Source organism: Bradyrhizobium sp., from assembly GCF_036735945.1.
Lineage (GTDB): Bacteria > Pseudomonadota > Alphaproteobacteria > Rhizobiales > Xanthobacteraceae > Bradyrhizobium.
The window spans coordinates 1-14,320 of sequence record NZ_DAINNI010000120.1; the positions used below are offsets into that span (position 1 = coordinate 1).

Sequence of the window (14,320 nt, forward strand, 5' to 3'; positions counted from 1 at the left end):
TGTAGCTCTGCCAGTCGCCGAGCCCGAGCGGCACGTTGGTCTTGCCGAGGATGACGCCGCCGGCGTCCTTGACGCGCGAGATCGACAGCGCATCCTCCGCCGGCCGGAAATCCTTATGCGCCGGAATGCCCCAGGTCGTCGGCAGCCCCGCGACATTGTAGGATTCCTTCACCGTCAGGGGAATCCCGAGCAGCGGCCTGTTCGCGCCGCGCGCCAATTCGGCGTCGGCTGTGCGGGCGGCGGCAAGGGCACGTTCGAAATCGCGAACGCAGATCGCGTTGATTTTCCTATCATGCCGCTCGATGCGGCCGATGGCGTCCTCGGCGAGTTCGACCGCCGAAACTTTTTTTGCCGCCAGTGCGGCCGACAATTCGACGGCGGTCTTGAAGCTCCATTGCGATCTGGCCAAGGCGTACTCCCCGCGCTGATTTCGAAACGGCGCGGATGATGCTCAGTTTGATCGCGTGCGGCAAGAGCAATAGCTGTACAGTGGTAGACATACTATGGCTGGCGCCTTGGCGAAACCGAGCTTTGCGCGCTAGTCTCCCGGCCAACAAGAAACGAGAACAGGGGAGAGAGCGATGAGATTGGCGTGGATGGCGGGCGCCGTGATGGCCATCACAATCGCCGGTGCGACAATGGTTCGCGCCACGGAAATCAGGTTGGCCGAGCAGTTCTCGATGGGCTACCTGCAATTCAACGTCATGAAGCGCGACAAGCTTATCGAGAAATACGCGACGCAACGCGGTCTGAAGGATTTCAAGGTCTCCTGGCAGCGCTTCAACGGGCCGGTGGCGATGAACGAGGCGCTGCTGTCGAATTCGACCGACATCGTCAGCGGCGGCGTGCCCGGCTTGATCACGCTGTGGGACAAGACCCAGGGCACGTCGTTCGAGGTCAAGGGCATCTGCGCGCTGAGCTCGCAGCCGTTCCTGCTCAACACCGCCAATCCCGCGATCAAGTCGATCAAGGATTTCACCGATCGCGACCGCATCGCGGTGCCCTCGATCAAGGTCTCGGTGCAGGCGGTGTTGCTGCAGATGGCGGCGGCCAATGCCTATGGCGAGGAAAACTACGGCAAGCTCGACCCGCTGACGGTTTCGATGTCGCCGCCGGACGCGACGATTGCGATGCTCGGCGGTGCAGGCGGCGTCAACTCGGTGTTCAGCGTGCCGCCGTTCCAGTTCCAGCAGCTCGAACAGAGCAACATCCGCACCGTGCTGTCGTCATTCGACGTGCTGGGGCCGCATACCTTCACGGTGGCCTGGACCTCGGCGCGGTTCCGCAAGGAAAATCCGGAGCTCTATGCGGCGTTCCTCGATGCCGTGAAGGAAGCGACCGCGATTATCGCGGCGGACCCGAAGGGCACCGCGCAAAGCTGGATCAATGACAGCAATTCCAAGCTGCCGCTGGAGATGGTGACCAAGGTGGTGACCGGGCCCAATGTCGAGTGGACGATGACGCCGGCCGCGACGATGAAGTTTGCAAGATTCATGCGCCGGGTCGGCACCATCAAGCACGAGCCGGCGTCGTGGAAGGATATGTTCTTCCCGGAGATCGGCGGGCTGAACGGAAGTTGATCGGTCTTCAGGCCGCGCCGATCAATATCCCGACCGCAAGCACGATGGCGCCGCCCAGCACGATCTGGAACACCGCCTGCAGGAACGGCGTGTCCATGTAGCGGGCGCGGATGAAGGCGATCGCCCAGAGCTCGAAGAACACGACGACGCAGGCGATCGCGGTGGCGATCCAGAACGCGTTCGGCCACGAATCCGGCACCAGATAGGGAAAGGTGTGGCCGAGTCCTCCGAGCGTCGTCATCAGCCCGCAGGTGATGCCGCGCAGCCAGGGCGAACCGCGCCCCGTCAGCGAGCCGTCGTCCGACAGCGCTTCGGCAAAGCCCATGCTGATGCCGGCGCCGATCGAGGCGGCGAGCCCGACCAGGAACGTCTGCCAGTTCTGGTGGGTGGCGAAGGCCGCCGCGAACAGCGGCGCCAGCGTCGAGACCGAGCCGTCCATCAACCCGGCCAGACCCGGCTGCACATATTGCAGCACGAACATGCGCCGCCGCGTCTTGTCCTCTTCCGCGCGCACGTCGGGCTTCAGGATCTCGTCGGTCAGCCTGACCGCGAGCTGCTCGTGGTGCTTCTCCTCCTCGGCGAGGTCGCCGAGCAGGCGCCTGACGCCAACATCCTCGGCCTGCTCGCTGGCCCTGACGTAAAAGCGCTCGGCCTCGAGCTCCATCGTCTCGACTTCTTTCCGGATGGTGTCGAGCGGCAGGTTCTTGGTCAGCCAGATCGGACGCCGTTTCAGGAAGCCCCTGACGTCATCGCGGCGGATCGGCGGGAGATGCGGCCCAAAGCGCTTCTCATACAGTTCGAGCAGGCGATGCCGATGGCCGCGTTCCTCCTCGGCCATCTCCTCGAACACCTTGGCCGAATCGGGATAGCGCTCGGAGAGGTCTTCCGCGAAGGTCATGTAGATGCGGCTGTCCTCCTCTTCCGAGGAGATCGCAACGGCCAGCACCTCGCGCTCGGTCAGGTCGGCGAAATTCTTCACGGCACGCGCCTTTTCTTACTTTAGAATTATTCTAATATTAGCGCCTGCCACGGTCAATTGCTGGCCCGTGCCTTACTTCGCCGTCGACTTCGCGTCATGCAGGAACTGCACCAGCAACCGGCTCACCTGCTCCGGCTGCTCCTGCTGCACCCAGTGGCCCGCGCCATCGACGAGATGGCAGCCGATCATGCTGGTGCAGGCCTTTGTCTGCATCGCCTGGAGCACGCCGGGCCGCTGATACGTGCCCCAATCCTGCCTGCCGGAGATGAAGGCCGAGGGAATGTCGATGGTGCGGCCGGACCATGTCTGCAATTCCGCCATGAACGCGCCCGATGTGCCGCAGCGATACCATTGCAGGCCGCCCTGGAAGCCGTTGCGCTCATACTCGGCGCTGTAGAAGGCAAGCTCGCTGTCCGGCAGCCATGTGTTGGCGGCGATCTCGGCGGGCGAGGGCATCTCTTCCGCAACGGTTGCGGCCATGCCCCTGGCGAGGTCCATCACGTAATAGGTCGGCAGTTTGGCGATCTCGTCCGCGGTCCAGGATTTCAGCGGATAGGGCCTGTTGTCTTTCCAGTCGGCGCTCTTGTGGTGGTAGTAGGCGCGCATGAAATCGTGCACGCCCTGCGGCGGGCGGTGCATGTCGTTATCAGCCTCGCGCGTCGAGTAGTACCATTGATAGTGCTTGCGCGGTCGTGGCAGGCCAGCGAGATCGCGGTGGATCGGATCGTCATACGACTTCGCCGGGCCGTCCACGGTGTTGAACGGTAGCGACGGCGGCCCACCGAACGGCGCGCTCATCATGACGACGGAGCGAAACACGTCGGGCCGGATCAGCGCGCACCATGCCGCGACCGGCGAGCCGAAATCATGCCCGATGACAGCGTCAACGCTCCTGTAGCCGAGCGCCGACACCAGTCCGAGCGCATCGCGCACCAGATTGGGGAAACGGAAAGATGCAAGGTCACCGTCATAATCCCTATCCCAGCCCGTGGTACGGCCGTAGCCGCGCTGGTCCGGTGCGATCACGTGATAGCCGGCCTCCGCCAGCGCCGGCATCACCTTGCGCCAGGAAAAAGCGAGTTCGGGAAAGCCGTGCAGCAGCAGCACGCAGGGACGGCCGCGCGTCTCGAAGCCGGCTTCGAGCACATGCATGCGCAGGCCGTTGATGCCATCGACATGGCGGGAGCGGATGGTGGAGGGGAGCGGGATGTCGGGGAGGGACGTTGTTGTGTTCATCTGGCGCAACCCTTGTCGTCCCGGACAAGCGAGCGTAGCGAGCGCGATCCGGGACCCATAACCACAAATGTCGATGCGATAAAAGGCTGTAGCCCCAGCTTTGTAAAGCGATCAACAGCAGTGGTCATGGGTCCCGGCGTTCGCCGGGACGACAAGGGAGAGATTACGCCTTCGCCGGCGCCTTCGGCCAATACCTGTCGCGCAGGTGACGCTTCACCAGTTTCCCCGTCGGCGTGCGTGGCAATTCCGCTTCGAAATCGATGCTCTTCGGGCATTTGATCGGCGACAGATGCTGGCGGCAGAACACCATCAGCTCGGCTTCGAGCTCCTTGCCGGCCCTGGCCATGTCGTGCGGCTGCACCACGGCCTTGACCTCCTCGCCCATTTCCTCGTTCGGCACGCCGAACACCGCGACGTCGGAAACCGCGGGGTGGGTGATCAGGACGTCCTCGGTCTCCTGCGGGTAGATGTTCACGCCGCCGGAGATGATCATGTAGCTCTTGCGGTCGGTGAGATAGAGATAGCCTTCGGCGTCGAGATAGCCGACGTCGCCGAGCGTCGACCAGCCCTTGTCGTTGTAGGCCTTCTTCGTCTTTTCGGGATCGTTGTGATAGGTGAATACGGGCGCGTCGGCGAAATAGACCGTGCCGATCTCGCCAGTCGGCCGCTCCTCGTCGTTCTCGTCCAGGATCTTCACCTTGCCGACCACGGCGCGGCCGACGGTGCCGCGATGGGTCAGCCATTGCTGCGAGGTCGAGACCGTGACGCCGTTGCCCTCGGATCCCGCGTAATATTCGATCAGGATCGGCCCCCACCACTCGATCATCTTCGCCTTGACGTCGACCGGGCAGGGCGCCGCCGCGTGGATCGCGCCCTTCAGCGTCGAGACGTTGTAGCGCGCCCGCACCTCGTCCGGCAGCTTCAGCATGCGCACGAACATGGTCGGCACCAGCTGCGACTGCGTGACCTCGTACTTCTCGACCAGCCGCAGGAATTCCTCGGCGTCGAAATGCTCCATGATGATGGAGGTGCCGCCGAGCGTGACCGCCATCATGTTGAAGCGCAAGGGAGCCGCGTGATAGAGCGGCGCCGGCGAAAGATAGATGCTGTCGGACGACATGCCGCACATGTCGGCGCAGAGAATCTTCAGGAGCGGGTTCGGCTCGTCGATCGGCTTGCCCTCGAACCCCTTCTTGATGCCCTTGGGCCGCCCGGTGGTGCCGGAAGAGTAGAGCATGTCGTAACCGGCCACCTCGTCCGCGATCGGCGTCGTCGGCTGCACGGCGGCTTCCTTGTCATAGGAGCGGAAGTAGGGCTCGGGCTCGTCCATCATGTAGAGCAGCGGACCGCCGACCTGGCCGACCAGGCCCTTGACCTGCTCGCAGCATTTCGGCGTGGTGATGAAGACCTTCGCGCCGCAATCCCTGACGATGTAGGCGATCTCGTCCTGCGTCAGATAGCGGCTGATCGCGGTGTAGTAGAGGCCCGCGCGCTGCGCCGCCCAGCAGATTTCCATGAAGGCGAGGCGGTTTTCCATCAGCAGTGCGATGTGGTCGCCGGCCTTCAGCCCGAGCGAACGGAACAGATGCGCGCCCTGGTTCGAGAGCGCATCGAGCTCGCGATAGGTGATCGCCTTGCCGGTGCCGGCCATCTGGTAGGCGATCTTGTTCGGTGTATTGCGGGCGTGAACGGACGGATGGGTCATGGGTGTTTCCTCGACGCGCGAATGGCGAGTAGCGAGTAGCGAATGGGGAGAAAGGAGGATTTCCTTCGCCCATTCACCATTCGCTATTCGCCACCCGCTATTCGCTTTTCTCGTTCTTACAGCCGCTCGACGATGGTGACGTTGGCCATGCCGCCGCCTTCGCACATGGTCTGCAGGCCGTAGCGCTTGTTGCGCTGCTTCAGCGCATTGACCAGCGTCGTCATCAGCTTGGTGCCGGAGCCGCCGAGTGGATGGCCGAGCGCGATCGCGCCGCCATTGACGTTCAGCCGTTCCGGATCGGCGCCGGTGGTCTTGAGCCACGCCACGGGAACGGCGGCGAAGGCCTCGTTGACCTCGAACAGGTCGATGTCGTTGATCGACATGCCGGCCTTCTCCAGCGCCCGCTTGGTGGCGTGCAGCGGCGCATCGAGCATGATCACGGGATCGCCGCCCATCATGGTCAAGTGATGGATGCGGGCCAGCGGCTTCACGCCGAGCGACTTGAGGCCCTTTTCATTGACGACCATCACGCCGGAGGCGCCGTCGCAGATCTGGCTGGCGCTGGCGGCGGTGTGCTTGCCGTTCTCGGCGATCAGCTTGACGCCCTTGATGCCGTCGAGGCTGGCGTCGAAGCGGATGCCTTCGTCGATATGGTGGGTGTCGGTCGAGTTGTCGGCGCGGGTGATCTGCAGCGAAACGATCTCGTCCTTGAACTTGCCGGCTTGCGTGGCGGCAATCGCGCGCTGGTGGCTGTTGTAGGAGTACTCGTCGAGCTGGTCCTTGGAGAGCCCGTACTTCTCCGCCATCATCTCCGCGCCGGTGAACTGGCTGAACATGATGTTCGGGTACTTCTTCTCGATGCCCGGGCTCTTGTAGTGGCCGAAGCCGTTCTTGGCGGGCAGCGACGACGCAAGGCCCATCGGCACGCGCGTCATCGACTCCACGCCGGCGGCAATCACGATGTCCATGCTGCCGGCCATCACCGCCTGCGCCGCGAAGTGCAGCGCCTGCTGCGACGAGCCGCACTGGCGGTCGACCGAGGTGGCGGGCACGCTTTCGGGCAGCTTCGAGGCCATCACCGCGTTGCGGGCGATGTTGTTGGACTGTTCGCCGGCCTGCATCACGCAGCCCATGATCACGTCTTCGACCTGGGCGGGATCGACGCCGGAGCGGTCGACCAGCGAGTTCAGCACGGAGGCGGCGAGATCGGCCGGATGCCAGCCCGCCAGACGTCCCCCCTTGCGGCCGCCGGCGGTGCGCGCGGCGGCGACGATATAGGCCTCAGCCATGTCTGTTCTCCCTGAACATTGTTGTCTGTTGGAAAAGTCGGGCCGGATTTAAGGGATGCGGTGCGATTTAGTCAATCAATCAATTAACTCTTGAGTGCAGGCGCGGCATGCGCTTATGTGCGGCCAGATTTTTCCTCCCCTCAGGCAGTGACGGGATCTCAGTTGAATACCAGCGTACCGACCAGGCTTCCGGGCGGCCGAAATGCCACCGCCGAGAAGCTGCTTGTCGCGGCGAGCGAGCTGATGATCGAGCGCGCCTCGATCGAGGTCTCGCTGTCCGATATTGCGCAGAAGTCGGGCGTCAACGCCGCGCTGGTGAAATACCATTTCGGCAACAAGGACGGGCTGTTGCTGGCGCTTCTGGCGCGCGACGCCGCCACCGAGATGTCGCAGCTCGAATATTTGATCAGCCAGCAGATCACGCCGTCCGCGAAGCTGCGCCTGCATATCGGCGGCATCATCCGCGCCTATCACCAGTTCCCCTATATGAACCGGCTGATCCACTATCTCCTGCATGAGAGCAGCATGGAGGCCGCAGACGAGGTCTCGCAATTCTTCGTCGCGCCCTTGCTGGACTTTCACCGCCGTCTGCTCACCGAGGGCGTCAAGGCCGGCGAGTTCCGCGATATCGACCCCGTGCTGTTCTACACCAGCCTGATCGGCGCCTGCGATCACCTGTTCTTCGGCCGTCAGGCGATGTCGCGGGCGACCGGGGTCGGGCCGGTCACCGACGAAGTCTGCCGCGACTATATCAATCATATGGAAGCGCTGATCTTCGGCGGCATGCTGAATGGGCAAATGGCGAATGGCGAATAGCGAATGTATTTCCATTCGCTACTCCCTATTCGCCATTCGCCAAGTCTAGAAAAGAAACACTCCAAGGAAAGGTAATCACAATGCAGTTGCAAGACGTAGCCGTTCTCATCACCGGCGGTGGCTCGGGCCTGGGCGCCGCGACCGCCCGCGCCATGGCTGCCAAGGGCGCGAAAATCGGCGTGATCGACCAGAACAAGGAAAATGCCGAAAAGGTCGCGGCCGAAGTGAAGGGCGTTGCCCTTCATGCCGACGTCACCGACGAAGAAGCGATCAAGGCGGCGATCGCCAAGGCCGAAGCCGCGCACGGCATCGCCCGCGTTTTGATGAACTGCGCCGGCATCGGCGGATCGCAGCGTACCGTCGGCAAGGACGGCGTCTATCCGCTGGCGAAGTTCGTCCGCATCATCAACGTCAACCTGATCGGCACCTTCAACGTGCTGCGCCTGTTTGCGGAGCGCCTCGCCACCGCGCCGCCGATCGGCGAGGAACGCGGCGTCGCGATCAACACCGCGTCGGTCGCAGCCTATGAGGGCCAGATCGGCCAGATCGCCTATTCGGCATCGAAGGGCGGCGTCGTCGGCCTCACGCTGCCGGCCGCGCGCGACCTCGCCAGCCTGAAGATCCGCGTCAACACCATCGCGCCCGGCCTGTTCCTGACGCCGCTGCTGATGGGGCTGAACGAAGAGGCCCGCAAGAGCCTCGGCGCGCAGGTGCCGCATCCGGCCCGCCTCGGCGACGCCTCGGAATACGGCAACCTCGCGGTTCACATCGTCGAGAACCCGATGCTCAACGGCGAGACCATCCGCCTCGACGGCGCCATCCGCATGGCACCGCGGTAGGGCGGAGCAAGAACAAGAATGGACCCCGGATCAGCGGCGCATCACTTCGTGCTGCGCAGCGTCCGGGGAATGTGTCGCGGACGCGGTGCAGCGTTCTTCACGGTGCACCGCAGAGCCGGGACCCATTTCGCGGCATTGGGAGATCTGCGTGACAAGCCCGCTTTTGATTGCACATCATGACGGCGTCGATTGGGTCACGCTGAACCGGCCCGACAGCCTCAACGCGCTCGATCCCTCGCTGATCGACGCGTTGAATACCTATTTCGAAGGCCTGCAGCGCAACCGTTCGACCCGTGTCGTGGTGCTGAAGGGTGCGGGCGCCTCGTTCTGCGCCGGGCTTGATCTGAAACATGCGATGAAGCGTCGCGCCGGGCAGGAGGAGCCGCCCGGGGTAACGGAGTCGCTGGACTCGCAGCGCCGCATCGCCGACATCGTGATGCTGATGCGGCGCTGCCCGCAGCCGATCATCGCGCTGATCCAGGGCGCGGCGGCCGGCGGCGGCTTCGCGCTGGCACTCGCCGCCGATATCCGCATCGCCACCAAGTCGGCGCGGATGAACTGCGCCTTCATCAAGCTCGGCCTCGGCGGCTGCGATATCGGCACCTCCTATTTCCTGCCGCGCCTGGTCGGCGTCTCCGTAGCATCCGAACTGATTCTCACCGGCCGCTTCATCGGCGCCGAACGCGCGCTTGCCGTCGGCCTCGTCTCCGAACTCGTCGAGGAGGGTGGCCTCGATGCCGCGGCCGAACCTTACGTCGACGCGATGATGACGGCCTCGCCGGTGGGCCTGAGGCTCTCGAAGGAATGCATCAACATGAGCGTCGATGCCGGCTCGATCGAGGCCGTGATCGCGATGGAAGACCGCAATCAGGTGTTGTGCAGTCGCTCCGAAGATTTCAACGAAGGCATCAGGGCCTTCCTTGAGAAACGAAAGCCTGTCTATATCAGGCGGTAGAAAACAAGGCTGAAGAGATCCGCAAAGGACGAATTCCGGGAGACGCAATATGAGTGGGAGTGCCGCCGCCGTGTTGACCAAGCCAGTCTTTCGCAAGATCGAGTGGCTGGCGCGCGACATTGCGATCGAGCGTCGTCCTGACGGCGTCATCGTCCTGAAGTCGCGCATTCCGCTGCAGCCTTACGAAAAGCACATCCCGGCGTCGCTGGCGAAATGGGCAAAGGAAGCGCCCGAACGCACCTGGCTCGCGCAGCGCGGCGGCGCCGACAGGCAATGGCGGAAGGTCTCCTACGGTGAAGCCAAGCGCACCGTTGATGGGCTGACGCAAGGATTGCTCAACCTCGGCCTGGAAGGCCGTCCCGTGACGATCCTCTCGGGCAATTCGATCGAGCATGCGCTGATGACGCAGGCCGCGATGCAGGCGCGCTCTCCCGCCGCGCCGGTGTCGCCGGCCTATTCGCTGATGAGCCAGGATCACCTCAAGCTCAAATACCTCTTCAATCTGATCAAGCCTGCGGTCGTGATGGTGCAGGACGGCCCGACCTTCGAGAAGGCGTTGAAGGCGCTCGATCTCACCGGGATCACCGTCGTTCACGTGCTGCGGCCCTGCGAGGGCGTCAAGAGCGTGTCCTTTGCCGATCTCGCGGCAACGCCGGTGACTTCGGATGTCGAGGATTCGATTGCGAAGATCACGCCTGACACGATCGGCAAGCTGCTGTTCACGTCGGGCTCGACCGGCATGCCCAAGGCCGTCATCAACACGCAGGAGATGATGTGCGCCAATGCGGCGATGATGATGCAGGTGCGCCCGCGCGATCCGGACGGGCCGGTCTCTACCGTGCTGGACTGGATGCCCTGGAATCACACCATGGGCGGCAATGCCGCGTTCCATCCGATCCTGGTCGATGGCGGCACGCTCTATATCGACGACGGCCGGCCGATGCCGGGCCAGCTCGAGGAGACCATCAGGAATCTGCGTGAGGTGTCTCCGACCTATTATGCCAACGTGCCCGCCGGCTACGCGGCGCTGGCCGCCGCGATGGAGAAGGACGACGCGCTGTGCCGCAGCTTCTTCAAGAACCTCTCCATCATGGCCTATGGCGGCGCGCGACTGCCTGACGATCTCTACGACCGCATGCAGGCGCTGGCGGTGAAGACCACCGGCGAGCGCATCGTGTTCTACACCGGCTGGGGCTCGACCGAGACCGCGCCGACCTCGACCGGCACCTATTGGGACACCGAGCGCGTCGGCCTGATCGGCCTGCCGTTCCCCGGCGTGGAATTGAAGCTGGTGCCGTGCGGCGCGAAATACGAACTGCGGCTGCGCGGCGTCAACGTCACGCCGGGCTATTTCGGCCAGCCTGACCTCACGAAGAAGATGTTCGATGAGGAAGGCTATTACTGCATCGGCGATGCCGGCGTGTTCGTCGACGAGAACGATCCGCTGCAGGGCATCATCTTCGCCGGCCGCGTGGTCGAGGATTTCAAGCTCACGACCGGTACCTTCGTCCATGTCGGCTCGCTCCGTACCGACGCCATCGCGGCCGCGTCGCCCGTGGTGCACGACGCGCTGGTTGCGGGACAGGATCGGGAATTCATCGGGCTGCTCGCCTGGCCCAACCTGCACGCCTGCCGCCAGATCGTCGGCAACGCCGACGCGAGTTTCGAAGACGTCATCAGGCATCCCGAGGTGATCGCCTGCTTCAGGCGCGGACTGGAAGCGCACAACGCTTCCGCCACCGGCAGCAGCATGCGAATAGCGCGTGCGATGCTGATGGCCGAGCCGCCCTCGATCGACGGCAACGAACTCACCGACAAGGGCTACATCAACCAGCGCGCCGGCCTCGAACGCCGCGCCGCGCTGGTGGAGAAGCTCTACGCCGCCATACCGGGAGAGAACGTAATAATTCTGAACTGACCGTAGGATGGGTAGAGCGCAGCGAAACCCATCAGACCCGACCAAGCCATCGATGGGTATCGCTTCGCTCCACCCATCCTACGAAACCGACATCAACCCGAGTAACACGCCATGAACTTCGATTTCTCCGACGAACAAAAGCAGATGCGCGACGAGGCGAGGAAGTTCCTCGCCGAGAAGTGCCCGCCGAAGGCGGTGCGTGAAGTGCTCGACGGCAAGGCGACCTACGACAAGGAGTTGTGGAAGGGCCTCGCCGAGATGGGTTTCCTCGGCGTCGCGATCCCCGAGGAGTTCGGCGGTGCGGGCGCTGGCCATCTCGAACTCTGCGTGATCGCGGAAGAAATGGGCCGCGCCAATGCGCCGGTGCCGTTCTCCTCCACCGTCTATCTCGCGGCCGAGGCGCTGCTGATCGCTGGCTCCGACGCGCAGAAGCAGAAATGGCTGCCGAAGATCGCCTCCGGTGAGGCGATCGGCACGCTGGCGCTGTTCGAGGGCAAGGGCAACCCGTCGCCGAAAGCGATCAAGCTGCAGGCCTCCGGCGGCACGCTGTCGGGCCTGAAGAAACCGGTGCCGGATGGCGCGATTGCCGATTTCGCTGTTGTTGCCGCGCGCACCGGCTCGACCGGGCGCGATGGCGATATCTCGTTGTTCCTGGTCGACCTCAAGGCCGGCGGCGTTGAAGCCAGAGCGCTGACCAATCTCGATCCGACCCGTGGCCAGGCCGAACTCACCTTCAAGAACGCCAAGGCCGAACCGCTTGGAGCCACCAGCGAGGGCTGGAGCATTCTGAGCCAGGTGCTCGACCGCGCAGCCGTGCTGCTGGCGTTCGAGCAGGTCGGCGGTTCCGACCGCGCGCTGGAAATGGGCCGCGACTACGCGCTCGACCGCATCGCCTTCGGCCGGCCGATCGGCTCGTTCCAGGCGGTCAAGCACATGCTGGCCGACATGTACGTCTCGGCGACGCTGGCGCGCTCGAATTGTTACTACGGCGCCTGGGCGCTCTCCACCAACGCCGGCGAATTGCCGGAAGCCGCTGCGGCTGCGCGCGTCAGCGCGACGCAGGCGTTCCAGCACTGCTCCAAGAACAACATCCAGGTTCACGGCGGCATGGGCTTCACCTGGGAGTTCGACTGCCACATGTACTACCGCCGCGCCAACGCCACGGCGCTGACGCTCGGCAGCCTGTCGTACTGGGAAGATCAGTTGATCGATCGCATGCGCAAGAAGAACGCGGCGTAACGAATGAACGTCATTCCGGGGCGATGCGAAGCATCGAGCCCGGAATCTCGAAATTCCGGATCGACCCGCTTCGCGGTTCGTCCGGAATGACGGACGAGAGGATTGAGACCATGAACTTCGACGACACCCCGCAGGAAGCCGCGTTCCGCGCCGAGGCAAAAGCGTGGATCCAGGCCAACGCGCCGAAGCAATATGAGGAAGAACTGCGCAAGACCTCGCTCGGCCGCTCCGGGCTGAAGGGCGCCAACATGCTCGAGGTTGCAAAAGCCTGGCAGAAGAAGAAGGCCGATGCCGGCTGGGCCTGCCTGCACTGGCCCAAGGAATATGGCGGTCGCGGCTCGTCGCCGATCGAGCGCGTGATCTGGCAGCAGGAAGAGGGGCCGTTCGGCAAGCTTAGCGGCATGTTCATCATCGGCCACGGCATGTGCGGGCCGACCATGATGGCGTTCGCCGGCGAGGAGCAGAAGCGGAAATACCTGCCGCCGCTGGCATCAGGCGAAAAGGTCTGGTGTCAATTGTTCTCCGAACCCGCCGGCGGCTCCGACGTCGCGGGCCTGCGCACCCGCGCCGAGAAAAAGGGCGACGACTGGATCGTCAACGGCCAGAAGATCTGGACCTCGGGCGCGCATTATTCGGATTACGGCATCCTGCTGACGCGCACCGATCCTGATGTCGCCAAGCACAAGGGCCTCACCATGTTCTTCCTGGACATGAAGAGCCCGGGCGTTGAGGTGCGGCCGATCAAGCAGGCCAGCGGCCAGTCGGATTTCAACGAGGTCTACTTCACTGACGTGAAGATCCCGGATTCGCAGCGGCTCGGTGCCGTCAATGACGGCTGGAACGTCTCGCTGACCACGCTGATGAACGAGCGGATGTCGATCGGCGCCGGCGTTTCGACCGGCTTCCCCGAACTGTTCGACTTCTGCAACAGTCTGATGCTGGAGGACGGCCCCGCGATCGAGGATCGCGGCGTCCGCTCCCGGCTTGCGAACTATGCGGTGAAGGCCAGCGGCCTCCGATACACCAGCATGCGCGCGATCTCGGCGCTGTCGAAGGGCGAACGGCCCGGACCGGAAAATTCCATCGGCAAGCTGGTCGCGGGCTCGATGGTGCAGGAGGTCGCGATGTATGCGCTCGATCTGCAGGGCGCCGCCGGCGTGTTGAGCGGAGCCGAAGACGCCGAGGTCGCGGGAAAATTCCAGGCGATGCTGCTGCGCGCGCCGGGCACCCGCGTCGAAGGCGGCACCGACGAGATCATGCGCAACATCATCGCCGAACGCGTGCTTGGCTTGCCCGGCGATATCAGGGTCGACAAGGACGTGCCGTTCAACAAGATCCCGACCAAGGGACGGGCGTAAGTGTCGTTCCGGGGCGGCGCGCAGCGGCGAACCCGGAACCTCGAGCAACATAACCTCTAGATTCCGGGTTCGCGCGATGCGCGCCCCGGAATGACAAGAAAGAAGGAGCCGCCATGAACTTCGACGATACCCCGCAGGAAGCGGAATTCCGCGCTACCGCCCGCAAATGGATCGCCGCCAATGCGCCGAAGCAATATGAGGCGGAGCTGTCGAAATCCTCGCTCGGGCGCATCCGCCTGGAGAAGGAAGAGATCGTCGACGTCGGCAAGGCCTGGCAGAAGAAGAAGGCCGAGGGTGGCTGGGCCTGTCTGCACTGGCCGAAGGAATATGGCGGGCGCGGCGCGACGCCGATCGAGAAGGTGATCTGGCAGCAGGAAGAGGGCGTCTACGGCAAGCTGACGCAGCC

General features: G+C 63.8%; 13 protein-coding genes. 8 read left to right on the forward strand and 5 right to left on the reverse strand.

The genetic code is table 11. The annotated features are described in order from the left end of the window. A partial coding sequence (locus V7E26_RS24815; RefSeq protein ID WP_324421451.1) for an amidase family protein occupies window positions 1-409 on the reverse strand: 409 nt, incomplete at its 3' end. 172 nt (window positions 410-581) lie between these two features. Here V7E26_RS24815 and V7E26_RS24820 point away from each other — a divergent pair. Next, window positions 582-1,580: an ABC transporter substrate-binding protein gene (locus V7E26_RS24820; protein ID WP_324421453.1), complete on the forward strand. Its 999-nt coding sequence runs from the start codon at window positions 582-584 to the stop codon at window positions 1,578-1,580. A gap of 7 nt (window positions 1,581-1,587) precedes the next feature. Here the strand turns inward: V7E26_RS24820 and mbfA are convergent, their stop codons facing one another. The 4 genes from mbfA to V7E26_RS24840 form a co-directional block, all read right to left on the reverse strand. Next, window positions 1,588-2,559, reverse strand: coding sequence for an iron exporter MbfA (mbfA, locus tag V7E26_RS24825; protein ID WP_324421455.1), 972 nt, complete (start codon window positions 2,557-2,559; stop codon window positions 1,588-1,590). A gap of 72 nt (window positions 2,560-2,631) precedes the next feature. Continuing rightward, window positions 2,632-3,795, reverse strand: coding sequence for an alpha/beta fold hydrolase (locus V7E26_RS24830; protein WP_324421457.1), 1,164 nt, complete (start codon window positions 3,793-3,795; stop codon window positions 2,632-2,634). 163 nt (window positions 3,796-3,958) lie between these two features. Beyond that, on the reverse strand, window positions 3,959-5,500 hold the full coding sequence (locus tag V7E26_RS24835) for an acyl-CoA synthetase (RefSeq protein WP_324421459.1): 1,542 nt from the start codon (window positions 5,498-5,500) through the stop codon (window positions 3,959-3,961). A gap of 116 nt (window positions 5,501-5,616) precedes the next feature. Then, window positions 5,617-6,789, reverse strand: a complete 1,173-nt coding sequence (locus tag V7E26_RS24840; protein ID WP_324421461.1) for an acetyl-CoA C-acetyltransferase — start codon at window positions 6,787-6,789, stop codon at window positions 5,617-5,619. Between the two features lie 162 nt (window positions 6,790-6,951). Here V7E26_RS24840 and V7E26_RS24845 point away from each other — a divergent pair, with 162 nt between their 5' ends. From V7E26_RS24845 to V7E26_RS24875, 7 genes are all read left to right on the forward strand, one after another. Then, window positions 6,952-7,605, forward strand: a complete 654-nt coding sequence (locus V7E26_RS24845; RefSeq protein ID WP_324421463.1) for a TetR family transcriptional regulator — start codon at window positions 6,952-6,954, stop codon at window positions 7,603-7,605. Between the two features lie 80 nt (window positions 7,606-7,685). Continuing rightward, window positions 7,686-8,444 (forward strand): SDR family NAD(P)-dependent oxidoreductase, encoded by a 759-nt coding sequence (locus V7E26_RS24850; protein ID WP_212442804.1) that lies wholly within the window; start codon window positions 7,686-7,688, stop codon window positions 8,442-8,444. A 148-nt stretch (window positions 8,445-8,592) separates the two neighbouring features. Next, entirely contained in the window at window positions 8,593-9,399 is an 807-nt protein-coding gene (locus V7E26_RS24855; RefSeq protein WP_324421467.1) for an enoyl-CoA hydratase/isomerase family protein, read from the forward strand. A 49-nt stretch (window positions 9,400-9,448) separates the two neighbouring features. Further along, entirely contained in the window at window positions 9,449-11,317 is a 1,869-nt protein-coding gene (locus tag V7E26_RS24860) for an AMP-binding protein (protein WP_324421469.1), read from the forward strand. A gap of 111 nt (window positions 11,318-11,428) precedes the next feature. Further along, entirely contained in the window at window positions 11,429-12,556 is a 1,128-nt protein-coding gene (locus V7E26_RS24865; protein WP_324421471.1) for an acyl-CoA dehydrogenase family protein, read from the forward strand. 110 nt (window positions 12,557-12,666) lie between these two features. Then, the gene (locus V7E26_RS24870) at window positions 12,667-13,914 is read left to right on the forward strand and encodes an acyl-CoA dehydrogenase (protein ID WP_324421473.1); all 1,248 of its coding nucleotides are present in this window, start codon (window positions 12,667-12,669) and stop codon (window positions 13,912-13,914) included. 113 nt (window positions 13,915-14,027) lie between these two features. After that, on the forward strand, window positions 14,028-14,320 hold a 293-nt coding region (locus tag V7E26_RS24875; protein WP_324421475.1), incomplete at its 3' end, for an acyl-CoA dehydrogenase family protein.